Below are 23,973 nucleotides of genomic sequence, written 5' to 3' on the forward strand. Positions count from 1 at the left end.
TTTGCGGCCTAAAATAGCTAATAAACCTTACCGTTGTTCGATATGTATTAACAAATCGCTTAAAAAAGTAAATAAATGGGTAGGGCTGGCGGCTGCCAGGTGCGGGTTGCTGTAGGTGTCCGCATTTTACGGGCGTACGGTAAGGGGCTCGGCAGCGGCAGCAAAGGGTGGCACCGAATGCTGTAGCCATTAAGGACTACAATGGCGTAGCGCACGGTTGGTGGGTTATGGTGGCAGGCAAAAAGGGCACCACGGCAGGAGGCTGTTACGCTGCTTGCGGCTGGCCGCAAACTTCCTGCTGCATGCAGCGAACTATCTACTGCATGCAGTGAACTCTCTGCTGCATGCGGTGAATTGTCTGCTGCATGCAGCAGGAAGTATAAGGAAGGCCATTGGGTGCTAGCCGCAAAACGGGAATCGGCTGTAAAACAACCACAAAGCAGCACCACATAATTTCTTAAATGTAAAAGTAGCAGACGGCGTCGGCAACGTAGCGGGTTTTGCTAAGGATGCTGCAGCGGTGGTTGCTTACGGTATGGGGGTAATAAATAGGTGGTTGCCAAACCTACAACTATCGACGGCTAAGCGTAAACAGAGGCCACATTCGTAATGGAGGCCAGAAGCGTTGCTAAATCAAGCGTAGCAAAGAACCCTATGCTGAGGCTACAGAACTTGAGCTTAGCACTATCACCCTTATTTTATATATACATGTTGTTTGCAACTTTTCTTTTTAAAGTTCAAGCTTTAAGCTTAGTCCGTCTACAAATTGTTACTTTTCTTAGCTTCTTCTGGTTGTTCTTTCTTTTTAAATAAGTCAAATAGCCCCATAATTATTTATCAGCTATTATTTACGTTCGGTCTGTTAGAGTTGGCTGCCAATGGTTGGTATATGCAAAGTAGGCGATTGCGGGCTTCAAACTAATCAAGTTACCTCCCAAAATTGATGCGGGTGATGCTGCTCGAAAACCTCTGAACCTCTTATGAATTACACACATTGTTGTAGTGCGTTATTTTTCAATCTCTCTTTCATTATCAAACCAGTCCGAAATGCTTTTTACCAATTTAAGTATCTCTGGAATATCTGATTTATTATCACGTACAATTAGTTCATCTATTCGTCTTAAATATTTTCCTGTCTCTGAATTACTTATTTTGATTTCATCAAGATTGCTGTCCCATTCGTTTCGATATTGAGTCAGTGAATAATCTGAATTAGGTCCTCCGAAAACTTTATCAGCATCTTTATCGTCCTGTCCATCATCTTCCCAAAAACAAATCGAACAAATTTCCCATGCGTTTCTTTCATCCAAAGTCGGATACCCACATGATGGACAGGTATTTCCTAATCCTTTGATATCATTGCGTCTATCTGCTCCTTCTAATTTAGGAAGATGACGGTTAAAATATTCTCTTCGTTCAGTCAGTTTCGTCATTTACATTCCTTTTAGAGTTTCCATGAATGACCCATAAGTTCCGATATCCATCAGTTCATTTTTGTCAGTTAGAATTCCAAGTCCAAAAGTTTTATCGGATTCGTCAAATGTAATTTTATATCCAGCTTTATCTTTAGCTTCCTCTAAAACCGTCCAGAGGTCAAAAATTACAGAGTCATCGGTCGTACTTTTATATTTCTCTTTTACTGGCTCAATCAAACAGTTATTTAAATTCAGTCCGTAGACATTTGATAAATCAGTTTGTCCTCGTAACTCATTTTCAATTATTATTTTAATTTCTGCACTTGTCATCTGCGTTTTCTCTTAATGCACTACCGGTTGGCAGTATGAACAACAATCGCTTGCGGGCATCCGTTCACTCAGCCAGTACTGCGGCTGCTGCGGTGCAGCAAGTTTCCGCCTACCACTTCATCTGCTTGTTGGCTATACGGTGTGGTAGCGGTAGGTTTTTATTCTTTTTACCAATTCAAATCCTTTGTATTTTTTCAATTTAGGAAATACATATCGATAATACTCATTCCAATAACTAATCATTCTGCTTTCTGTTTTTTTCCAATACTTAGGATTTTCCTCGATGAACTTACAATAGTTCTCAAGGGTATCATTGTTTATGTGCTTATCAAGTACTTCTAATATTTCAAAAACATATTCTCCAAGTAATTGTATTGTAAAAGGAATGGACCAATATTCATTTGCTTCGTTCAAATCCTTAAGTCTACTCTCTCTAATGTATCCATTATGATGGCGCAAATAAATGCAATTCAGAATTATTTTTTGTTTACGATTCAATTGATTTTCAAAATAAACGTCAGGTTCATCAAAATAGATTCTATGAGGGATTAACAAATTTTCCCCATTAAGAAGTATGTTAATACTTTCTGAGTTAATAAGATCCTTAATATAAGGGATGTTGCCATCACAAAGTTTTATGCTATTCTGATTCAGCGGTAAAATCGAAATTACAGCTTTTAAATCAGCTGCTAAATCTGATGGGAACGACTTTAATAGTCGTTCTTCATATACGCTTACATTATTTTTTATCAACTGATTTACCATTCTTACTTTTAAAATGACGCACAACGTTGGCGTGTATGTAACGTTTGGCATTTCGAAGCGATTTCCTATCAAGTTACAACTACTTTTGATACGAGCTGAAACGCTCGATAACCTACTAACTGCCAAATGTTTTATACACGATGTTGTGCGTTCGTTTTTTATTTTTTTAGTCCTATAAATTTCCAAAAGTTAAAGTTAGGTTTTCCAATCTGTTTATTTTGCCTTTCATATATTTTATTTAGTTCTTCATGAGACTTAATTTCTACTTTTAGTCGGTCGGTAACCACAATTCCGTAATGGTTGCCAACATTTGAACCTATTCTTTCAAATTTGCCAAGTGAAATCATTGTTTCATTTATTCTAACACCGTCCGCATAATCTTCGAAAATGTCTACTGGCAATGGATTGTATTTTGGTGTAGATTTTATATATCTCGTGAAAAAATAAGGGTCTAAATCTCCAAATTCAAGTCCGAAAACAAGAGGAACTTCAATTATTTGTCCAGTTTTGTTATTTTCAAATCCACAATGAAACCCGTGTACAAAATATCTCCAATTTTCAACTTTACCAATTTGCCTTTTATCTTGTTTAAGTTTGTTAAAAGTTTCCATCGGAAAGTCTTTGTTCAAGTCTAAATCAAGTTTATCAACTAGCTTAAACAGTAACTCTTCACCTAATTGTCTGTAATCTTTAGCACACTGCTCAAAAAAAATCTGATTTTCTTCAATTTCTTTGTCAGTAATAAGTTTTGCTATATTTATTTCTGGCTCAATTGTATGTATTCCTATTTGGAAGTCTGATAGTTCCTTTTTTAGATTTTGTACGATTGATTCTCTTTGATTATGAAGTCCTTTCTCAAAAACAAGTTTCAATGTCCTTTCTCGTGGAATTGCTCGAATAGTCTCAAGTGTTGGAATTTGTCCAACTGTACTAATTGAAATTATGTCTGTCGTTCTGTTCAATGGTGTCGGTTTTTTAAATGACGCACAACGGTGTGTATATGCAATGTAGGCGATTGCGGGCTTCCATGCTCTCAGCCTGTGCTGCGGCTGCTGCGGCGCGTTAAGCTTTTGCTTACCACTTCACCCGCTTGTTGGCTATACGGTGTGTTGGCTGTAGGTTTTTATTCTTTATATTCTTTCAATGGTTTGTAATTCATGTAACGAATGTAAACCTTTTCAGGGGCTATTCTATCTTTTCTCAGAAGCTTTTCCTTCCCCAATTTGTCAATTTCATAAACTGTCCGATAGCTGTCGTTATGAACGCTTGCAAACTCTATCAAACTGTCACCTTTAATTTTTGCGAAAACGGTAGAACTACCTGCGTGAATTAAGAATGCATCAATACAGTTGAGTTCCTTATTGTATAGCATGTTAGGATAGTCTTCTGAGTTCACAATTGAAGTCAATTCTCTTTTGGAGTCGTCATAAACAAAAAGCCGTCTTACTTCATTCGCCCCCCTTGCTGCTTGTGCTGATATAAAAGTGATGTCATTAAAGTTGTCATTATTAAAGTCGGCAATATTCGGTTCTAGGTTCATTAATGCGCTACACTCGTATATGTAAGTGTTTTGAATATACCACCGGTTAGGAGTTGGTGCTTTGGTGTAAAACTTTACAATCACATAATTGTCGTCAAAAACTCTGTGTTTTATCAATTCAATTTTATTCTCACCTTTTACGCCGATGTTCAAACTGTCCACAAATGTTTCTAAAATTTCAGCATTGGTATTTGTTGTATCGGCAGCCGTAATTTTAGTCGCTGTAGTGTCAGCAAAAGAAATACTTTTGCTTCCGTTGCCAGTCGGTCTTGAGGTGCAAGAGAGGCTAAAGATTAATATAATAAGAATGTTCAGTTTCATATGATCTGTGTAAAATTGCCACCAACGTTGGCAGTATGAGCAAAAAGCACCTGCGAGCTTCCGTTCTTTCAACCTGCACTGCGACACTGTAAACTTTTGCCTACCTCTTCATCTGCTTGTTGGCTATACGGTGTGGTAGCGGTAGATTTTTATGGATAGGCGACTTTAGAATCTGGTAAGTTCTTAACTCTATTGTCTCTCTCAATTTCATTTAGTAGTTTGTCAAAGAGTTCTCGTAAATGTTGAGCCTCTTTTGTTTCTGACTCGGTATTTTCTTTCCAATCGACAATTCGAGTATTCCCATTCACCGTGTATTGTAAAAAATAACTCATTGATGGTGATTCTCTTATCAATGAAGTTGGAGCGTAATGATCCGGATACTTATAAATATCAATCTTCTTCAACTTATCGAATATTTCCATTTTTAATTTATTAGTTACTTCATATTTAATAACAGTATCCTTATGCCAGTCTAATTGTTTAATGAGGGTATTATTGTATGTATTAATGGTATAAGCACTATTAGCAAGTTTTATTATAAAATTAAAATCTTTCGAATATTCACCGAGTGAATTTGTCGACAAATTATTAATCACATATTGCAATAATATCCACAATAATAGGACAATATTCAAAATAATCGAGATTCTATATTTCCATTTCATGTATCTTCTACCTCATAAAATTGTTGCCAACGGTCGGCGCATGGGCATTCCGCGGTTGCGGGGCTACTGCCCTCTCAGCCCGCTAAAACCGGCCTGCGGGTGACAATCTGCCGCATTGCGCTTCAGCGCGCGGATTGGCTATGCCGTGTAATAGGCCCTGTTTTTATTTTATCTCTATCTTTTCACCTAAATATTTAGGCTTTTTGCTAATCGCCAAGTCAATTAACATTTTCACTCGTGCAAACTTTTCTCTAACCTTTGTTTTAAATCCATTGTAAGCATCAACATCTTTCGCATTAAATCCTGATGCATGAAGATTTAATGATTTTGCGATATAAAGAGCTCTTTTATTATGAAACTCTTGAGAAATTATCGTAAAGTTAGTCTGACCAAAGATTTCTTTTATTCGATAAACTGAGTCATACGTTCTAAATCCTGCATAATCTAGGTAAATGCTTTCTTGTGGAATTCCTTGTTTTACAAGTTCATTTTTCATGTCTTGTGGCTCGTTATAGTTTTTCTTCCCATGATCGCCACTTATTACCACATTTTTTATCTTTCCCGCCTTATATAGTTGTACAGTTGCAGTTATTCTGTTCTCAAAATACTGATTGGGTTTCCCTGAGCGTAAATACTTTGAAGTCCCCAAAAGCAAACCTACATTGTTAGAAGGGATTTCACTCACACTGTAGAATACATCTTTTTCGGATGCCTTCTCTATTTTATTGTTTGCATATATAATCAAAATGAGCGACAGGATCACACCAATGCCAGCTATCCATTTCAAGTACTTTATTTTCATGTTTGTTACGTCTTTCTTTAATTAGTGCCCAACGTTTAGCAGTATGTGCATTCCGCGGTTGGTTTAACAACTATCAAGTTACCACCCAAAATTGAGGCGGGTGATGCTGCTCGAAAACCTCTGCCCCCCCTTATGCGCAATACACATTGCTGGGACGTCGTACTTTACTTTTCTATTTTTCAATCATCTTATTCACCTTTGGTTGCACAACCCAAATTCCAATTGGAAAGAACCAAAGCATAAAAAATTCACCTGCAAAGTCAGAGAAAGTAGCTTCTCTTTGTAATTCAACAGTCTTAAAAGTCTTAGCGACAAAATATAAACAATAGAAAATACAAAACATTGAGAAGAGGTGCAACGGAACGATTATTCCAACCATGCTTCCAATAATTCCAGGATTTGGTTCTTGTCCAACTTCAATTGCGCCATTAAATATTGAGGCCATTGATATTGATATAAAAAGCATATAAGCTAATGGAATAATCAGAAATACTTTAAACCTCTTTACTTTCATTTTAACATCTTGAGGAACTTTGATTTGTAATCCTACTCCAATAGACCAGAACCATCCTAAAAATCCACCAATAAATAAAATCATTATAATCGGAAATACATTCATCATTATCGTTGGGTCATTCCCAATTATGATCATTGGGATCGTGATAATTTGAATTAGGAATGGCAGTCCAAATGTTATCATGAAAATTTGCCAGTGTTTTGCTTTTAAAAATTTCTCTATCATCGAAATATCTGTTTATTTGTTACATTTTGGTTTCTTAGTATGCGGTAAACGCTTGGCGGTATCGGCAACAAGCGTTTGCGGGCTTCCGTTCTCTCAGCCTGTGCTGCGGCTGCTGCGGTGCAGTAAGTTATCGCTTACCCTTTACCCGCTTGTTGGCTATACGGTGTGTTGGCGGTAGTTTTACTATTTTCCACTAAGTTGTCCAAATATAAATCCATTTGGATATTTCAATCCTTTAATTCTCTTGTTCAAATTAAAATAAATCCTTAACGTATCCATTCCGTTGTCCGTAACTAAAATATATTCTTCTATTTTGGAGTTTGTGATGACGTTTCGCTTAAGGATTTGAAATCCGCTCTTCATTTTAAGTGAATATAGTCTTGAAATATATTCTTCAACTATTTTTTCTTTATTTTCTAATCTTTCAACGTTTACTAAAATTGGATTTTCTTTCGAGAACCCATAATTCTCCTCAGGTGATTGTTTCGCCCTGCTCAAGTAGTGGATATTAGATATCGTACAACTTGTAAAAACGAATAAACAAATAAGTAGTATATTAAAATTTTTCCTTTTCATTTTTGAATAATTTGCAGGTTTCAAGGAGTCATTCAAGTTCAATAAAATTGGTGCTAACGGTAAATTGTATGAGTAGTGGCAGATTGCAGGCTTCTTTCCTGTCACCCCCCTACGCAGTTTGAGCGGGCTACAAACTTTGATATATAGCACTCTGCTTGCCATTACTTATACAAAGTACTAGTTGTCTGAAACTTCCCCCGTTCAACAATTTCTCTTATTTCTTGAATGATGTCATGTATGTATGATACCATACCAATGTCAATTGCAATTGTATAGTTTTCTTCTGATTTGAGAAAATCGCAGAGCTTTATTTCAAATATCGTTACAGGATCATCACTTGCAAGGTATTGGCTTGTTTTTTGAGGGACTGTCTCTACAACTCTCTTATATAGTTTCCTAGTAATCTCAGTATTTATTGACAGCTTAGCAATAGTATCACCATGTTGATAATCCTTCTCAAAATAAATCTCAAAATCACTCACATAAAATTCGATACCACAAAAATGTAAAAGATTTTCGTAATGAGATTCTGAGTTCGAACCTGAAAAAGTTTCAAATTTCTTTTCCTTTTTCTCCCAGGCTAACTCAAATTCTACATTAAAAAAATCAATAAAAGAAATAAGAGCAGTCTTTTCATTTGTAAAATTTATACTTCTGAGTAGTCTTTCTAATTCTGGGATGAGATAAGATATCCATATCTTTCTGCTATTTGCGCTGCTGAGAAACTGGAGAATCTGATGGTTATCATATTCCCATAAGGATTCTGTAACCCTTTTTGAAAATTGATCTGCTTCAAAAGAATCAACATATTTTGCAACGATGTATGTTTTGATGTCAGAATCACTGAATCTATACCAATTTCCGTAGGGAATAAGAATGGGCTTCAAATCCTCGATTTGGATTTTCTGCATACCTATCTCCTTGAACACCTGAAATACTCTTGACTTAGTAGTACTGTATCGGTCAGATTGCTCCAGTTCTTCAATAACTTTGTAAGTTGCTTTAATTAATAGTTCTGGCTGAACTCTGATCCGATTACAGTGACACTTAAAGAATTTATCTATTAGCTGAAAAGTATCTAATTCGTTTACAACTACGTTGTATTCAACGATGAAATTACAAATCCCTTCAAATATCTCCCTACTGTCTTTTAAACTGGATAAGCACGAATCGCTTTTTTTTACGACATTCAATAGCTCTTTATTGCCTTTTTTTTTCAAAAAGAGAAGAGGATTGTAACTTTCCTCTTCGCCTGGGAGGTATTCTTTGATCAATGTGGTGTAAGGCTTGGGGTTATACTCTTTTTCTTTCTGTTTAAATTTTGAATGTGTATTACAGGCCTTCTTTTTAGGACTCTTTGCTTTACAGAGCGATGAAAAATTCATTTCAAAAGTGGTTTCAAGTTCATTGATGTATCTTTCTGTAAGTCTAAAGTTGTATTGTTTACGTAATTCTTCAATCCCCCAATTCAGGAGAAAATCCAACTCAATACCTATTTTCCCTTCGTCTTCTTCCAGATAGTGATCAATGTCTTCAAAAATCAACTTTTTAATGTGTTTTTTTATGCTTTGAATATTGTTGTCGTAAAATTTATGAAATGCTAAAGGATAAATTTCTTTGAATTCATATAAGTACCGGTATTCATCAGCAAAGTTGATGCTTTTGTGATAAATCCGAATGATATCATTCGGACTGGTTTCAAGGTAAGGGAGAAGCAGTTTGACAACATCAGGGAAATAAATCATCGAACGGTGATCAACTACCTTTCTGTTGCCATCAAAGCTATTGATATCTACCATCACTTTGTCTAGCATGAAATTTCTAACATCTATGTTCTCATTACGTTCAATAGGGAACAAGCGATTCAACACAATTAGTTTAAAGGACTTGGTTTCATCATTAGAATGATACCGGGTTAACTCATCTGTTAACTCTTTCCCTTCATAGTTACAAAAGTTTAGATTTTCAAATTCTGTAAGCAACTTTTGCTTTAGTAAACTCTTTAAATCCTCGCTTAGCCGTATTTTCTGTCCATAGAGAGGAAATTCAGATTCGTAATCATTAATTTTTTCTTCCTTTGAACTAAAAACAGAGGTTAATTGATTAAAGAAACTCGCGTTTGAGATAATTGGGTATATCCACAAATAACCATCGTTTCTCAAATATTCTAAAAGATAATCTTTGATTCCAGGGCTTTGGAATTTAATGGATTTGTCAAAATAGTATTCATCCCAGTCACTCGAAATGTAAAATTCTTCAAGTTTTTTAAGTTCCCTATCAAAATCTGTCGGGATAATACCTTCATTTAAAATTTCACGGGCTTTGATTTGAATATTGTTAAAAGAGGATTTCAAATCATCGGTATTCATAGGATCTCCCGAAACTAAAAGGATCAGCAGGATAGCCTTAGCTGTTGGATTTAGTTTTTGAAAAGCTTCTTTCCAAAAGGCAGTAGGGTTTCCTAAGTACTTGTATAGGGATTCATAAAAAACATATGAAGACTGGTATTCTTCACTTAAATAGGTCTTAATAAAAAAGTCCAGATGTCGTGGCGAATAATTCTGGTGTTGGATGATGTGTTCAAAAGAATCATTGTACCGAGCATCCTGAAAATAGCTCAAATCAAAATCGTAAAACAGTAAATGATTGAGTAAAATCTTAACCTTGTCCTCATTGGATAGCTCTTCAATATCAATAATGTACTTGTTGGTATTCAACAGATTTTGAGTCTCAAACTCTGCTCCATTCAGCATATCTTTTATCACATAATCCCTGGAAGTAAGAATTAGATAACGATTATTTGAATTTGAAAAATGTTCAACAACTTGCTGAAACTTCCTTTGATAAGTGCTGTATTGCCCTCCACGTCCTTCTTTAGCAGTGAAGTTCTGGCCCCAAAAATCGTCAACTACAATTAAACGATTATCTTCTCTTACATCTCCTATTTTCTCAAAGTCCTCTTGGAGAAACACCATGTCTTTTACTTTCTTGTTTAAAAAGTAATTAGCAATTAACATTGCAGTCGTTGTTTTGCCCACTCCAGGATTTCCAGTGAGGATAATTATCTTGCTCTCCTCAAGTTGTTCAATTAGAAAACGAATTTGCTTTGTATGGTGAAAAAGTTTATGCTTCCGTTTAATTTTATTTAAAAAATCAATAGTTTCTTCGTAGTGTCTCTTATTTACTACACGATCTACAACCTTTTCAAGGGCTTGTTCTACCAATTGAAAATTAGGGACTAGTAGTTTTGAATGAGATTTTAATATATGTCCATAGTTTCCCTCATCCCTGAGAAATTCGTTTAATTTTTCAGCATCAATTATGTCGCTCTGTTTTAAATAACCCTCAAACAAGTCAACAATTACTTCGAATTGCTCTTTCCCAAGGATAACGCTGGTAAAGAGAATATATCTTTCAGGATTTTGTTTCTTGCATTTCTTTACTTCTTTATTTAGACTTTGTTTGAGCGAATTGAAGTTATTAGGATTGTAACGTTTACATTGACCAATGATACTTTTACCTTCAGTAGTACACAATAAGTCAATCCCATTATCCGCCCATTCTCCAAATGTTCTGAACTCTAAATTCGGTTCTTTAATTTTTATAATATCAAGACAAAATCGTTCAAACTCTGTTGGAAATAATAGGTTATGGAAATCAAAGTTTGTCATTCTATATTTTGTTTGTCAGGTTAGTATGACAGCTAACGGTAGCTGTATGGGCAACAAGCGTTGCGGGCTTCGGTTCTCTTTGCCTGCACTGCGGCTGCTGCGGCGCGGTAAGTTTTCGCCTACCTCTTCATCTGCTTGTTGGCTATACCGTGTGTTGGCGGTCGTACTTTTACACCTACAAAAAACACTTTTCAATGAAAGCACAAAATTGAGTCATAATGATATAAACTCATCACATTTTTACATAGTACTATCAATAATTTATTTAATCGATTTGTTTATGACATCTTTTATCTTACGTGTATTATATTCTATGCCAATAAAAACATGAATTAGATTAGAGAATGCAAGTAAGAGTAAGGCAATTATAATACATACCACAAAAGATCCAAATCCAATCAGTACTTGTTCGTCTTTGGCCAATAAAATCATTGCAATAATTCCAATCACTATAACAATATATCCGATAATTGAAATTAATCCGACTATTATTTTTAGAGCAACATATCTACTAGGTTGGTTATTCGTTTCTTTATTTATGCTTTCAATTTCTTTTTTGGAAAATTCTTTTTCAGTTGGATCATCATCAAATAATAAATTCATTATGTCTTCAAAATCCCTTGCTTCTGTCTTAGAAAGTTCTCTTGAATTTAGTTCATCAATAATACAACTAATAAAGTCAGAGTCAATATTTGATTTCCCCGTTTGCACAAGTCTAAGAAGGTCTAGTAAAGATTTTACTGTTTTTCTCTTAATGAATCGATAAATAGTTTTTTGTTCATTGTCTGTTTATTTTTTTATTTGTGCTTTTTATCGTTTTTAGGCGATCCCGTTTAGTATGACGCACAACGTTTGGCAGTTTGGGCAACAAGCGCCTGCAGGCTTCCGTTCTCTCAGCCTGCACTGCGGCTGCTGCTGAGTAGTAAGCTACCGCCTACCACTTCACCCGCTTGCTGGCTATACCGTGTGTTGGGCATAGTTATATTTTAATGAAATCAATCAGACTGTTATCAATAATCAAACTGCCTAATAATAACATTATCAATATAAATCTTGTAATTAAATAATATCTATCATACGTATCATAAATAGATTTCAAGATCAGGACTGTTGAAAGCCCTCCGAGGATAAAGGATATTGGAAGTAAGACTGTATTTATATTATAATGCAATAAATTCAACATTATACTTATTGCAGATATTGAGTATGTAATGCTGTATACGTATGATTTATTTATTTTAACCTTACCAAGTGATATTCCATAAAAAAGTATGCCATTAATAAAAAAGAATATCATAGAAGCCAGTATTAGAAAACTACCACCTGTAATATTCAAATATCTAAATACTAATCCTATTATGAATACAACTAATATTGCACATTCAATATTCTTATTATTTAACCAATTTACCTTCTCAACATCTATTGATTTGTTTTTTGATTTTGAATTAATTAAAAATAGCCATATCAATATATTTAATGCGGGAATAATTGAAAAAATACTTAACCACAAATAATCATTACAATCTCTAAGTCTTTTTACACTCTGTGCAAATACTAAATAACATAGAAAAGTCAAAAGAACAATAAAAAATGACCTAGTAACTAAATCAACAACAGGATAACTAAGTATATAACCTACAAAAATGGTTGGTATCCACAAAATTAAGGTTCTCAAAAGATAAGTACCTTTTTTTATTCTGCCATTTGTCAAAAATAGATTTTCCATATCTAACGTTTATGTCTTTGTGTCTTAATAATTATGCCCAACGCTTGGCGGTATCGGCAACAAGCGTTGCGGGCTTCCGTTCTTTCAGCCTGCACTGCGGCTGCTGCTGAGTAGTAAGCTACCGCCTACCACTTCACCCGCTTGCTGGCTATACCGTGTGTGTGCGTATGTTGTTCTATTATTCAATTGATAATCCGCAGCAACGACACACTTTGTCATTTTCTTTAATCGTCGAGTTACAAGCAGGACATTTATCTTTTACGATTACGATTTTTCCTGTCACAGGAGTATCATCTAAATAAATACTTTCCCCAATTACCGGATTATGTTTTAATTCAATTATTTTTTCTACTTCTTGCATTTCTTTATTCATCTGTTTATTATGCCTATCCCTAACGATTTTCAACTGCTCATTGTACTGTGATTCGGTAATCTTATTCTTTTCATAATCTTTTTTTATCTTAATTCGCTCAATAAATAGGTTAGATTGATGTTTGTTATATACTTTTCTTAATTCTATCTCTAAACTTAAATCTTTAAAGCCTAAAATAATTAAAGCGATTGGTGTAAAAAAGAATGTTAGAACTGCCCAAAACCAACCTATCCTATTAAGTTCATTTGCAACCCTATAACTCCAAATCGTACAGATTATTCTAATTAAGATAAGTATTATATCAAGTATAACTAAATCAGTAGAAATATTTCCATTTAAAATTTCATATTCAGTCGGTTTAATCCCATTAGCAAAAATAAAAATATTCATTACTACTAGACCAATGCCAACATAAATCATATTTGGATGTGATTTCGCATCAATCGAATACTTCAAACTCATATATAGTTCTTATTTACTGTTTTTATTCTATTACAGCCAACGTTTGACGGTATCGACAACAAGCATTGCGGGTTTCCGTTCTCTCAGCCAGCACTGCGGCTGCTGCGGCGCAGTAAACAACTGTCTAACATCTCATCCGCGTGTTGGCTATACCATGTGTTGGTGGTAGGTTTTTATTAGATTTTCCTCTTTACTTTCAATGATTTCAAAATATTAGGAAGTTCATCAATCTCTGAAAACCATCCATCTGGTCCATTATTAAAGTAAATTCCAATAACACCTTCTGCTTTTATTGAGTCCAGAAATATTTGTGTATTAGTAGGCGTTTTACTTAGTATTAGCGTTTCTCCTATTTTATTAGCAAGACCTTGTGTTTTCGCAAATTCCTGAGCCTTTTTACTATCTGTAAATGCAAACAATAACGGTTTTCCGTCTAATACACCAACAAAAGGCATCGCATCGTTTACATTTTCTTTATATCTACATGGAAAATACCATTGGGGTAATTCAAATGTAAATTTCCAAATATCTTCCAGAGCCTCACTATCTCCAGATTTAGCACGTTTAATTAACTCTTCCATTGACTCATTTTTTTCTAGGTTACTTCTCTTTTGTGAATTTTTATTTTGATTGCTTATATTGGAACAAGCAAAGCAAATTAAAACTAATAATACCAAAACTCCTGTTTTCATTACAGTCTTAATAATAATTCAGTGATAAATTTATCTTTTTTGATTTCATTTTTGAAACTACCTATTACTGTTTTTTTCAAAAAAGAGCCCAATTCGTTTATACATGCTGATAGTTACCTAATACATCTTAAGATGGGAATATGTACAGCAACAACAATCTTATCTACCATATACCGTAAAGCCACACCCCGAATAGGGCGTAAATGAAGTGCTACATAGTACCATACTTATATTAGGCGTACGTTATAAATAGGCTGACAATATAGTCTTTATTCGTTGTGGTTGTGTCGCGCATACGGCAAAATGTATGGCTATAAAAAAATGGGGAGATGCATGGAGCCTCTTGATAGATTAAGCGTAAAAAGGTTGAAATTGCACGATGGAGGTTGGAGATAAAACGGTTATTTTGAGGGATTGCAAGTAAACGACTCGAAACAAATATAAATCTACTCAAAAGTAAAATAAATGAGGTCAGTGGTGCAAATGAATCAACTCAGAGCAAAAATAAGTCTACTCAGAAACCAAAAATTGGAGTGTACGCTACTTTACTTTAAGGTGCAAAACGCATTATAGAGTTTGCAGGGCATAAAAAGATGCAAAACCATGCCTATTAGCACGAATAGGGCGAGTTTTACGGCTAGGTGAAAGGGGGGATGCGGCAAGATTCCTGTTACCTTTCAGCCCTCCTTTCGATTCCTTTCGATTTCTTTTTTTACACAAAGGGATTCGAAAGAATGGGATAGTTGCCCTAGCAGAAGGCTGACAGTTGGGTGTAGTGCAAAAAAATGGCTATCGATAAAAAACAATAGGGTAGCAGCTGCTGCATGCTACAGGCAAATACAACAACAAAGAAGCCGCAACTTGGGGTATAGGTAAGGTAAATGTAGCCCTTTCATCTATCACTGCCTTACATTTTTTACAATCTCGACGTCGTCTTAAGAGAAAAGCCTCCTTCTAAATTACATCTCAGGCTGCCGAAATTTTAGGATATCTACACTCCCCCGTCCTCCATCTTGCTTCTTCGTCATATTTATCTCAATCCCAATTTTGGAATATCAGAAATCGAATTTTAACACAAACTTAAATTATGACAGACGGTAAAACATGTGAAAAAACATCCAAATGCCCCATATACTCGGGCGTTCTCAAATCGAACGAGATGCTAACGCAAACCTACAAAAGCCTATTCTGCGAAAATGGAATAGATGGTCGAAACAAGTGCAAGCGCTTTCAAGTTTCTAGTATAATGGGATCATGTCCGCCCAACATACTACCCAACACATCGCTAACCGTTGATGAAATTGTTGCAAAGATGAGAGCAGAGGGGTAAGATTATTTTAAGAATCAGCAACCAGGGGGCAACATAGTCTCTACAAAAGCGATTACGTTGTCCAACTACCTGCCTATACGAACAGCCTGCTAGAGAATCCTCCGCAGGCTTTTTTTGGATGAAAGAATCAACGAGTAGCGAGATTTGAGAGTAGTATGAGATCTTTGCACCTACAAGCCTCGAACGTCGACCACTCATTCACTTTCTCCTTCTTCCTATAAAAGTCCGAATACTAACTATCGGACTAAGGGTGCATCAAATAAGGCTAAGCCTCTCCTGTAGCTCAAGGATGTACTTGCGCGAGATGGAGATGTTGGTAACGTCGTCGAAGGGTGGATAAAAGATGCACTGCCGATCGCGTATCATGGCTAGGTAGCCGATGTTGATAATCTCCGTTTGGCTAACCTGCAAAAACGAAAATGAGTAGCTGAGCACATCCTTGGCAACGGTCTTTCGCCGAAGGTAGAGGTGGCTTCGATCGTTGAGATGCACCTTCCAGAGCCTGCGGTCGTTCTCGTAGGTAAAGAACCCAATCTGCTCCTGCCTTACAATGCAAAATCCGGAGATGGTAGCTACCATAAAGGTCGAATCGCTGGGCAGCAGCTTCGACAGGGCGTTTCGAAAGGAGCCGCTGGCCTGCTCTTTTTGGCAATGCTCAAAAAAGCGGGTCATCACCAAGCGCAGATCGTTGGGCTCAAAAGGTTTTAGCAGGTAGTCGAATGCCGAAGCACGAAGCGCCTCGAGCAGGTACTTTTCGTAGGCGGTATAAAATACCACCTGCATGGGCCAGGTAATCTGGTCGCGCAGCTCGTTAAGCAGCTTTAGGCCATTGGTGCCGGGTAGCTCCACATCTAAAAAAAGAAGATCGGGGCGCTGTGCAAGAATTACCTTTTGGCCGATCTTGGCAGTGCCAGCCCTACCTACAACTCGTACTCCGTCGTAGCCCGAGAGCTGCCTCATCAGCGTTTCGATATGCAGCTCCTCATCATCAACTATTACGATATTATATACCTTCATCCCTACGTTATGATATATTTAACTACCTAATCGCGAAGGAGGACTACCTCCTGCGATTCATAACTTTTTGCTATCATTGCAAAATCAAATCACGTACGAGTAGCTGGCTGGAATGTAGATTACAACCAGCGTTCCGCCTCCGCGACCATCGGGTATGGTCGAGATCTGGAAGTCGATATGCTCCTCGTTTTTTGCATTAAGCAGCTGGATGGTTTGGTAAATGACCCGAAGGCCTGTACCGGTCCCCTTACTGCTACTGGCCCCCTGCTGGAATCCCGAACCGTTATCTTTTATCTGAATTTGTACGCCGTTGCGCAGCCTACCTACCGAAACGCTCAGCACCTTGGCGCCATCCTTGCCGCGCAAGCCATGCTTAATAGCATTCTCTACGGGTATCTGAACAATCATGGCAGGAACAAGAAGCTCGTCGCAGCGTACCTCCTTCTCCACCTCCCAGCTCAGGCTGAAATCGGCACCAAGCGACTCCCGTTCGAGAGCAAGGTAGGTCTGCACAAACTCCAGCTCCTGCTCGAGCGATACGCTCAGCTGCTCCGATATCTCCAAGCTCTTACGCAGCAGCATCACCAAACGCCTTAGCTCGGCCTGCTCCTGCTCGTCTTCCGCCGTTACTATTTTCCGATTAAGTACGTTAAAGATAAAATGCGGCGAAATGCGGTTGCGAATACTTTGCATCCTGAGCTTAACAACCTGATCGAAATGGCGGATCCGCTGCAAATCGCGCTGCTTTCGCATGTAGAAGTAGATAAGCGTGGCCGCCAGAAGTATTACCAGCGAAGCCAGCACCCAAAGAAATCGCGTTTGCCGAAGAGTACCAACCTCTTCCTCCTTTGTTTCTATTACCAAATCGCGACGTAGCAGCGAGGTGTCTTGCCTGTAGCGCATATCCATCTCGGCAACCCTATTCTTAACCTGCTCGGATTGCACCTTCTCCTCTAGCTGGTTGTTTCGCTTCAAAAACTGGTAGGCCAACCGGTACTCGCCTGTGCGCTCGTAGTACTCCTGTAGCGCCTTATGTCTAATGGAGATGATGTTGGGCTCTATGCCTACAGTATCGCTGTAGGTACTAAATAGCAATCGGGCAACATCCTTCCTATTCTGCTTAAGCGCAATGCCCGCTTTTATCGTTGCCAGGTAGTAAAGCGCGGTGGGCTGCTTTATGGCCGAAAAGAATTTAAAGCTTCTGTCGGCATAAAGCTGCGCCGAGTCGAGCAGGTTTAACTTTAAAAAGATATCGCTGAGGTTGAGCTCGCAGAGGTATACCGAGAAGTCGATATGACGGGGAAGCACCAGCGCCCGAGCCTTCCTAAACCAAGGTAGCGCCTGCGCGTACTCCTTCTTATAGTAGTAGTAGTTTCCGCGATTGTTGCAGAAGGTAAATCGCTCGCCCAACCGCCTTTTATCAAGCGTTTTCTCGGCCATACGGAAGTAGCGGTCGGAAAGATCAAAATCACGTAAATTCATGTAAACCTGTCCAAGACCAAAGTAGATGGGAAATCCCATGTAATGGGTAATTTGTAGCGAATCGCTAACAAAGAGCGCCCTCCTAAAGTAGCAGGCGGCATTAGTAAGGTTGCCCTGCATCATGTAGCTGTCGGCTAGGTTTATCAGGATGTTGGGGACAATCTCCCGCAGCTGCTCGCCGGTGGGCTTAAGCTCGTATGCCCTCCTAAAGTAAAAGATGGCGGAGTCTAGCGTTCCCACCCGCTGGTTGTAGATTCCCTGCGTGTTATAGGCCGATGCCAGCAAAAAGGTAACGCGTGCGGAAGGCTTTTGCTTGAGACAAAACAGCAGCACCTGCCGATTATAACGGCTCGCAGTGTCAAACGAGCTTTCCACAAGGTAGCTTCCGGCCCTAACCTGCAGCGCCTCGTAGTACTGCAGGCTATCTTTAGCCAACCGCATGGCAGAATCGACCTGTGCACGTACAAAAGCCGTATTTCCCGATAGCGAATCGCGAGCCTCGGAAAGCAAAGAATCGACCTGCGCTCGATTACTACTATCAGAATAGGACGTAGCCTTACCGCACGACACTAGGCAAGCCAATACCAATAGATACCCAACAGCCCTAAAATGAAGGGTGTGCCAGAAGTTGTTCCTTACCATTATATTTATATTATATAAACCAACATCATTAGCTAGAGCCTAAGAGCCCAAGTTGAAAAGAAAGCAGTACCAAACAGGAAACAGCAGCCCGAATGGGCATTATCCAACAACACAAGCCAACCTGTATAAAATCTCTTCTTCAATAAGTTCGGCTGGCAATTTAGCAATAAATACACCTCGTTATTTACCTACGTTTAATTTTTTTCACCAGCAAGTATCCTCCCAATACAACCGTCATACAATAATCACCTCCGATATAATTACCTATACTCACCAACTTTACAAAGTTAAAAAGGGAGGCATTACTGCCTCCCTCAACCTTAATCAAAAAAAAAGACCACTAGTTTGCAGATGTGCAATGATTTGCATTTACATCCCACCAAATGTTAGTAGTTGCTTTATCTCCTCCAGGGCCCATAAGTGCTACACCCTTATTATACTCTACCGTATTATTGGCAGACTCAATAAGCGGAATACGAACTCTCTTAACGAAACTCCTTGGATTCTTTATATCGCTAGGAGCAGAAGCAAACTCAGAAGGATCTCTATATGCAGGAACGTCCATACGAGGAAGATTCAACCTACGCTTATCGCTCCAACCTTCGATAGATACATCGGGGAAGTTTGCAAGATATTTTTGGGTAATGATTTTTTCTAGAACGGTGTTCCCAGCTCCAGCAACATCGTCATAGCTTGCGCTAGTTCCAGCAACATTCTTCTCGGTAGAGGCTAGGTAAGCATCAACATTTGTTGCCCCCCAACGAGCAAAAGAAGAACGAACACCTTTTTCGTATTCTGCCTTAGCATTAACACCAGTTACGAAATTTCTGGCCGCAGCTTCAGCCTTCAAAAAGCATACCTCTTCAAATAGTAGCATGTCATATGGCCTTGACAAGTTCCTTTGGCCTGCAGGTCCTACAACAAAAGTTCCTAAAATAGCCTTTTCAGAGGCCTTGTTTTCCCCATTATTTACATTATCAGGATGCAAACCAGGTGTTACACCCTTCCAAAATCCTGAAGCCGAAGGGTTAAACATAACAACAGCACGAGGGTCTACTTTAGCAGGCTTAACGGTTGCTGCATAGCTAGCAGGCCAATCCAGGCCACCAATGTTAGTAACAAGCTTCTCAAATGAAGTTGTCATATGCTGAGTTTCTCCCCAAGCAAATAAGAGGGTGTAGTTGTAGTCATTACCCCATCCTACATTAGAAGGTGGACATTTTGCTTCTTCAGAAGCTGATGTCATTACACCACCATCGATAGCCGCTTGAGCCTGTTGCTTACAAACATCTGGTTTTACTTCAGAAAGGCGAAGAGCTAGTCTTAATCTTAAAGAGTTTGCAAACATTTTCCACTTGTTAACGTCACCTTTAAAGATCATATCCTCCTTGCCATTCATAAACCCAACCTTCGGATCCAACAACTTTGCAGCAGCATCCAACTCCGTAAAAAACTCAGTATACTGGTTTTCTACAGAAACATAAGGAGGATTTACCTCATTTAACTTATACGAAGGAAATGGCATTACACCAAACAAGTCACATGCTTGGCTTTGCACGTAAACACGCCAAATTTTGGCTACAGCAACGGAGTTCGCTTTAGCAGGATTGCCTTGTCCTTGCTTAATAATTAGATTTAAACGAATAACCCACTGCTGTACTTTGCTCCAATAACCTACCGTCCAACCATCATTTCTTAAGTAGTTTCTAGTACTAACCCAGCCAGAAACCGACTCATCAAACATTTGGGAGTACAGGTCTATGTGTAAGCTTTTCACTCGCTGCCAAAGATCAGCACCATCATAGGTTGCCCCTCCCCTTAAGATTGAAGACAATGCTGCTTTATTGAAATCATAATCAGCAAAACGAGGATCATCTGGCGAAGGTTTGTTATTATTCGTATTCATATCATCAAAATTAGAACAGGCACCCATTCCAATAGTGATAAGTAGAAGTAGTAATATCTTAGTTTTCATAAAATCATTTTTTAAAATTAGAATGATACATTTACATTAAAACCAATGCTGCGTAAAGTTGGCATGCTACCAAACTCAATACCCTGAGCATTTCCAGTAGAATATGCAGCCTCGGGGTCATAACCTTTAGTCTTGCTGTAAAGCATGAAAAGGTTTCTAGCAACAGCGCTTACCTTTAATCCTGACAAGCCAACCTTTGAAACAAATTTTTGAGGGATTGAATAGCCAAGACTTACCTCACGAAGGCGAACATTGGTTGCATCGTACATCCATGCCTCAGAGATTGGAGAAAGCCCCCTCCAATAATTCTGAGCAGTTACTTTAATAGAGTTAGGTTGCCCGGTTGATGCAACAACTGAATTAGGAACCACAAATCCATCGCGGCCATTTAAAGTCATATCAAGGTTACCAGAATTTGCACCTTCTCTTATCGATCCCATGTAAACTTTGCCACCATAACGCATGTCAACCATTACGCCTAAATCAAATCCGTATATTTTGAATGAGTTCTGGAAACCACCCATCCATTTAGGCTGATAGTTACCTAATTTTTTATTATCACCAGCCAAAGGAACTCCCGCATCATCTACAAGAATTTGTCCCTTGTCATTTCTTTTATAAGATATTCCGTACATATCTCCATATGCACCACCAACTTCAGCTACAATATTGATAAAGGTCACTGAAGGATCGCTGATAACCTGACGCTTGGTTTCTTTGTCCAATTCAATTATCTTATTGTTATTCTTCGAGAAATTTAAAGTGGTTGTCCATTCAAAGTTCTTAGTTTTTACAGGAACTCCTGTTAGCATCAGCTCAATACCGCTGTTTTCAACATTCCCCGCGTTTACCAACTCATAATCATAGCCAAAAGAAGCAGGTCTCTGAATTCTCAAAATCTGATCGTAAGCATTTTTCTTGTAGTATGAGAAGTCGATACCTAAACGATTGTGAAACATTTTGACATCAGCCCCGATTTCCCAAGAACGAACACTTTCTGGCTTTAAGTTTGGATTTGCCTTATAGTTAGCAGGAGTCAATGTCATCACACCATCTACATACTTTGGAGTATAGTAATCTAAGAGCCTGAATGGTTCAGTGTCATTACCAACTTCTGCCCAAGAGGCTCTAAGCTTAGCAAACGAAACAATACCCGTGCTAATATCAAACTTTTCTAAAAGTTCCTTAACAAGAATGCTACCGCCTACTGAAGGATATTGATAGCTCCTATTTTTCTTAGGTAAAGTTGAAGACCAGTCATTACGGAAGGTTAAATCAAGATATGCATAGCTATCCCATGCTAACGACCCTGTAGTATATATTGAATTTATTTGCTTTTCAGCAAAAGCGTAATCTCCTTCACGAATGCAACCATTATTTATACTATATAAATTAGGGATTACCAGCCCCTGAGCTTGTGACAACTGGTAGGTTGTCTTGCTATTCATAATATTTCCACCAAAACTTAATATTCCGCTTAGGTTAGAAAAGAGGTTGCCTTGTGCCGTGAATAGGAAGTCTGCATTCTGCTCACGAACCATATCATTAATCACTCGGAAATCACCAGTGTACCCTCCTGTTCCCCAGTATGGAGTCCCTGTGGCTAATTGATCTTTATACTCAGTTCTTTGCAAGTCTAAACCATATCGTACCTTCAAGTTTAACCAAGAAGTAAAATCATACTGAAGAGAAGCCATTCCAATAACTCTATCCTTTACATCTTCGTTGGTGTTCCTATAAGCAGACCAATATGGGTTACGAGACATACCTGCATATTCTGCAATATATGTAGCCGGTGCTCCATCCTTAGAAACACCATAGCCATATTTTTCGAACGCACGATAGTCACTCATAGCAACACTTCTGGGCATTAAAAGATAGTTACGGAAGATATTGTCAGGGTCTCCCGCGAGCTTAATTCTATTCTTTGTGTTTTGATTAATGTAATTCAACTTAACATCAGAACTAAGCCTATTTACCTTGTTCGTAGCACGAATATTAACTGAAGTCCTATCAAAACTACTGTTAGGTATAACGCCCTTGTTATCTAGACGTGTAACACCGATACGCACTGTTGAGTTCTCCTTTGTTGAAGCAAAGTCAACGCTATTTGTCCATGTAGTACCAGTTCTTAAGAACTCCTTGTATAAGTCATTTCCATCTGGCAAGTACTTCTTTTGCCCCATCAAGGCTGCCACGTTTTGACCAGTCATTTTATCACCCCAGCTACCTGCTTGAGCAACATCAAACTTTCCACTTAAACCCTGCCCATAAACATTTTGGAAAGAAGGCGTTTGCATTGGACTATCAAAAGTCAGGTTGGTATTATAGTTTAGAGAATACCCTTTGGCAGCACCTTTTTTAGTGGTGATCATGACTACACCATTACCAGCACGGCTTCCGTAAAGGGCCGCAGCAGCTGGTCCTTTAAGCACAGATACAGATTCAATGTCATCTGGAGAGATATCTGAGATACCAGATCCTCTATCAACATTACGATTGCCCCAAAAATCATCAGTACCTCCAGTAGAGTTGTCAATAGGAACACCGTCAACCACAATCAATGGCTGGTTATTGTTTCCAATAGAGTTGTTACCACGAATTACAATTCTTGAAGAACCAGAAGGACCTGTTCCGTTTTGCTTGATTTGCAAGCCAGCAACCTTCCCTGAAAGAGAGTTTACCACATTGGGGTCACGAGTTTGCGTTAAACCTTCTCCTTTAACCTCAGACAACGCATATCCCAATGATTTTTTCTCTCTTTTAATGCCGAGGGCTGTCACAACCACCTCGGAGATTTCCATACTCTCGGGATCAAGCGTAACCACCAAATTGCCAGTTCCGCTATAAGCAACCTCCTTTGACACATAGCCGATAAAAGAAAACTTAAGCGTACCGCTTGATTTAGGTGTTTTCAATACAAACTCTCCATTGCTTCCTGATGTTGTTCCAACACCAGAAACGTCTTTTATCGTAATATTAACCCCAGGGAGCAGCGATCCATCTTTCGAATCCTTGACAGTTCCCTTGATAAGCGTCTGCGCCATACCTGGCACCGAACATACAAGCAAAGCCATTATAAACAGCAACTTGTAAAACTTCAATCTTCTATTATCCATACTAAAAATAGTTAATTTAACTAAGCTTAAAAATACTTAACCGATCATTACTACAAATTACAAAATCAACGTTTTTGCATAAAATGTCAATTTTATACATTTTTACAGTGCAACATTTTGCTCAAACATAAAACAAAATTCGCACAAATACAGACAACCAATCAATTACCATTATTTCACTATCTGTACTTTAAAAACAAACAACAAACCCCACTAAAATCAATATTCATGACTCACTACTGAAATTAAATTTAAACCAAACAACAAAAAAAAGCCCTACAAAAGAAACAATCACTCATCACAAAATAAAACAGACCAACAAATA

Annotated in this window: 19 protein-coding genes; 1 reads left to right on the forward strand and 18 read right to left on the reverse strand. The window is 38.1% G+C overall.

Going from position 1 to position 23,973, the window contains the following annotated elements:
- Positions 1–1,007 precede the first annotated feature (1,007 nt).
- The 14 genes from L990_RS14150 to L990_RS14215 form a co-directional block, all read right to left on the reverse strand.
- Positions 1,008–1,433 (reverse strand): CPCC family cysteine-rich protein, encoded by a 426-nt coding sequence (locus L990_RS14150; RefSeq protein ID WP_047450723.1) that lies wholly within the window; start codon positions 1,431–1,433, stop codon positions 1,008–1,010.
- Entirely contained in the window at positions 1,434–1,745 is a 312-nt protein-coding gene (locus L990_RS14155) for a hypothetical protein (RefSeq protein ID WP_047450725.1), read from the reverse strand.
- Between the two features lie 132 nt (positions 1,746–1,877).
- Complete coding sequence (locus L990_RS14160; protein ID WP_156121599.1) at positions 1,878–2,561, reverse strand: hypothetical protein; 684 nt, start codon at positions 2,559–2,561, stop codon at positions 1,878–1,880.
- A gap of 107 nt (positions 2,562–2,668) precedes the next feature.
- Positions 2,669–3,472, reverse strand: coding sequence for a DUF6896 domain-containing protein (locus L990_RS14165; protein ID WP_197057301.1), 804 nt, complete (start codon positions 3,470–3,472; stop codon positions 2,669–2,671).
- A 161-nt stretch (positions 3,473–3,633) separates the two neighbouring features.
- The gene (locus L990_RS14170) at positions 3,634–4,371 is read right to left on the reverse strand and encodes a hypothetical protein (RefSeq protein WP_047450727.1); all 738 of its coding nucleotides are present in this window, start codon (positions 4,369–4,371) and stop codon (positions 3,634–3,636) included.
- Positions 4,372–4,520: 149 nt separating this feature from the next.
- On the reverse strand, positions 4,521–4,967 hold the full coding sequence (locus L990_RS14175) for a hypothetical protein (protein ID WP_156121601.1): 447 nt from the start codon (positions 4,965–4,967) through the stop codon (positions 4,521–4,523).
- A 232-nt stretch (positions 4,968–5,199) separates the two neighbouring features.
- Positions 5,200–5,838, reverse strand: a complete 639-nt coding sequence (locus L990_RS14180; protein WP_047450730.1) for a vancomycin high temperature exclusion protein — start codon at positions 5,836–5,838, stop codon at positions 5,200–5,202.
- Between the two features lie 172 nt (positions 5,839–6,010).
- Positions 6,011–6,580 (reverse strand): hypothetical protein, encoded by a 570-nt coding sequence (locus L990_RS14185; RefSeq protein ID WP_047450732.1) that lies wholly within the window; start codon positions 6,578–6,580, stop codon positions 6,011–6,013.
- A gap of 183 nt (positions 6,581–6,763) precedes the next feature.
- Positions 6,764–7,261, reverse strand: a complete 498-nt coding sequence (locus L990_RS14190) for a hypothetical protein (RefSeq protein ID WP_156121603.1) — start codon at positions 7,259–7,261, stop codon at positions 6,764–6,766.
- A 56-nt stretch (positions 7,262–7,317) separates the two neighbouring features.
- Positions 7,318–10,827, reverse strand: a complete 3,510-nt coding sequence (locus tag L990_RS14195) for an ATP-binding protein (RefSeq protein ID WP_047450736.1) — start codon at positions 10,825–10,827, stop codon at positions 7,318–7,320.
- A 261-nt stretch (positions 10,828–11,088) separates the two neighbouring features.
- Positions 11,089–11,538 (reverse strand): hypothetical protein, encoded by a 450-nt coding sequence (locus L990_RS14200; protein WP_047450738.1) that lies wholly within the window; start codon positions 11,536–11,538, stop codon positions 11,089–11,091.
- Between the two features lie 268 nt (positions 11,539–11,806).
- Positions 11,807–12,556 (reverse strand): DUF805 domain-containing protein, encoded by a 750-nt coding sequence (locus L990_RS14205; protein ID WP_047450740.1) that lies wholly within the window; start codon positions 12,554–12,556, stop codon positions 11,807–11,809.
- A 178-nt stretch (positions 12,557–12,734) separates the two neighbouring features.
- Positions 12,735–13,391, reverse strand: a complete 657-nt coding sequence (locus L990_RS14210; protein WP_156121605.1) for a hypothetical protein — start codon at positions 13,389–13,391, stop codon at positions 12,735–12,737.
- Between the two features lie 176 nt (positions 13,392–13,567).
- Positions 13,568–14,083, reverse strand: a complete 516-nt coding sequence (locus tag L990_RS14215; protein WP_047450744.1) for a hypothetical protein — start codon at positions 14,081–14,083, stop codon at positions 13,568–13,570.
- Between the two features lie 1,087 nt (positions 14,084–15,170).
- On the opposite strand from L990_RS14215, the gene L990_RS14220 reads away from it, so the two are divergent.
- Complete coding sequence (locus L990_RS14220; protein WP_047450746.1) at positions 15,171–15,413, forward strand: hypothetical protein; 243 nt, start codon at positions 15,171–15,173, stop codon at positions 15,411–15,413.
- A 255-nt stretch (positions 15,414–15,668) separates the two neighbouring features.
- Here the strand turns inward: L990_RS14220 and L990_RS14225 are convergent, their stop codons facing one another.
- The 4 genes from L990_RS14225 to L990_RS14240 all read right to left on the reverse strand — a co-directional run bounded on the left by L990_RS14225 (position 15,669) and on the right by L990_RS14240 (position 23,648).
- On the reverse strand, positions 15,669–16,430 hold the full coding sequence (locus L990_RS14225) for a LytR/AlgR family response regulator transcription factor (RefSeq protein ID WP_047450748.1): 762 nt from the start codon (positions 16,428–16,430) through the stop codon (positions 15,669–15,671).
- Between the two features lie 84 nt (positions 16,431–16,514).
- Positions 16,515–18,554: a histidine kinase gene (locus L990_RS14230; RefSeq protein WP_047450750.1), complete on the reverse strand. Its 2,040-nt coding sequence runs from the start codon at positions 18,552–18,554 to the stop codon at positions 16,515–16,517.
- A gap of 340 nt (positions 18,555–18,894) precedes the next feature.
- Entirely contained in the window at positions 18,895–20,529 is a 1,635-nt protein-coding gene (locus tag L990_RS14235; protein ID WP_047450752.1) for a SusD/RagB family nutrient-binding outer membrane lipoprotein, read from the reverse strand.
- 17 nt (positions 20,530–20,546) lie between these two features.
- Entirely contained in the window at positions 20,547–23,648 is a 3,102-nt protein-coding gene (locus tag L990_RS14240; RefSeq protein ID WP_156121607.1) for a SusC/RagA family TonB-linked outer membrane protein, read from the reverse strand.
- Between the last annotated feature and the right edge of the window lie 325 nt (positions 23,649–23,973).

Source organism: Alistipes sp. ZOR0009 (assembly GCF_000798815.1).
In the GTDB taxonomy this organism is placed as follows: domain Bacteria; phylum Bacteroidota; class Bacteroidia; order Bacteroidales; family ZOR0009; genus Acetobacteroides.

Excerpts from the sequence above, each read along its gene's own strand:
- L990_RS14150 (WP_047450723.1), bottom strand. The coding sequence starts at position 1,433 with ATGACGAAACTGACTGAACGAAGAGAATATTTTAACCGTCATCTTCCT.
- L990_RS14155 (WP_047450725.1), bottom strand. The coding sequence starts at position 1,745 with ATGACAAGTGCAGAAATTAAAATAATAATTGAAAATGAGTTACGAGGA.
- L990_RS14160 (WP_156121599.1), bottom strand. The coding sequence starts at position 2,561 with ATGCCAAACGTTACATACACGCCAACGTTGTGCGTCATTTTAAAAGTA.
- L990_RS14170 (WP_047450727.1), bottom strand. The coding sequence starts at position 4,371 with ATGAAACTGAACATTCTTATTATATTAATCTTTAGCCTCTCTTGCACC.
- L990_RS14180 (WP_047450730.1), bottom strand. The coding sequence starts at position 5,838 with ATGAAAATAAAGTACTTGAAATGGATAGCTGGCATTGGTGTGATCCTG.
- L990_RS14185 (WP_047450732.1), bottom strand. The coding sequence starts at position 6,580 with ATGATAGAGAAATTTTTAAAAGCAAAACACTGGCAAATTTTCATGATA.
- L990_RS14195 (WP_047450736.1), bottom strand. The coding sequence starts at position 10,827 with ATGACAAACTTTGATTTCCATAACCTATTATTTCCAACAGAGTTTGAA.
- L990_RS14205 (WP_047450740.1), bottom strand. The coding sequence starts at position 12,556 with ATGGAAAATCTATTTTTGACAAATGGCAGAATAAAAAAAGGTACTTAT.
- L990_RS14210 (WP_156121605.1), bottom strand. The coding sequence starts at position 13,391 with ATGAGTTTGAAGTATTCGATTGATGCGAAATCACATCCAAATATGATT.
- L990_RS14215 (WP_047450744.1), bottom strand. The coding sequence starts at position 14,083 with ATGAAAACAGGAGTTTTGGTATTATTAGTTTTAATTTGCTTTGCTTGT.
- L990_RS14220 (WP_047450746.1), top strand. The coding sequence starts at position 15,171 with ATGACAGACGGTAAAACATGTGAAAAAACATCCAAATGCCCCATATAC.
- L990_RS14225 (WP_047450748.1), bottom strand. The coding sequence starts at position 16,430 with ATGAAGGTATATAATATCGTAATAGTTGATGATGAGGAGCTGCATATC.
- L990_RS14230 (WP_047450750.1), bottom strand. The coding sequence starts at position 18,554 with ATGGTAAGGAACAACTTCTGGCACACCCTTCATTTTAGGGCTGTTGGG.
- L990_RS14235 (WP_047450752.1), bottom strand. The coding sequence starts at position 20,529 with ATGAAAACTAAGATATTACTACTTCTACTTATCACTATTGGAATGGGT.
- L990_RS14240 (WP_156121607.1), bottom strand. The coding sequence starts at position 23,648 with ATGGATAATAGAAGATTGAAGTTTTACAAGTTGCTGTTTATAATGGCT.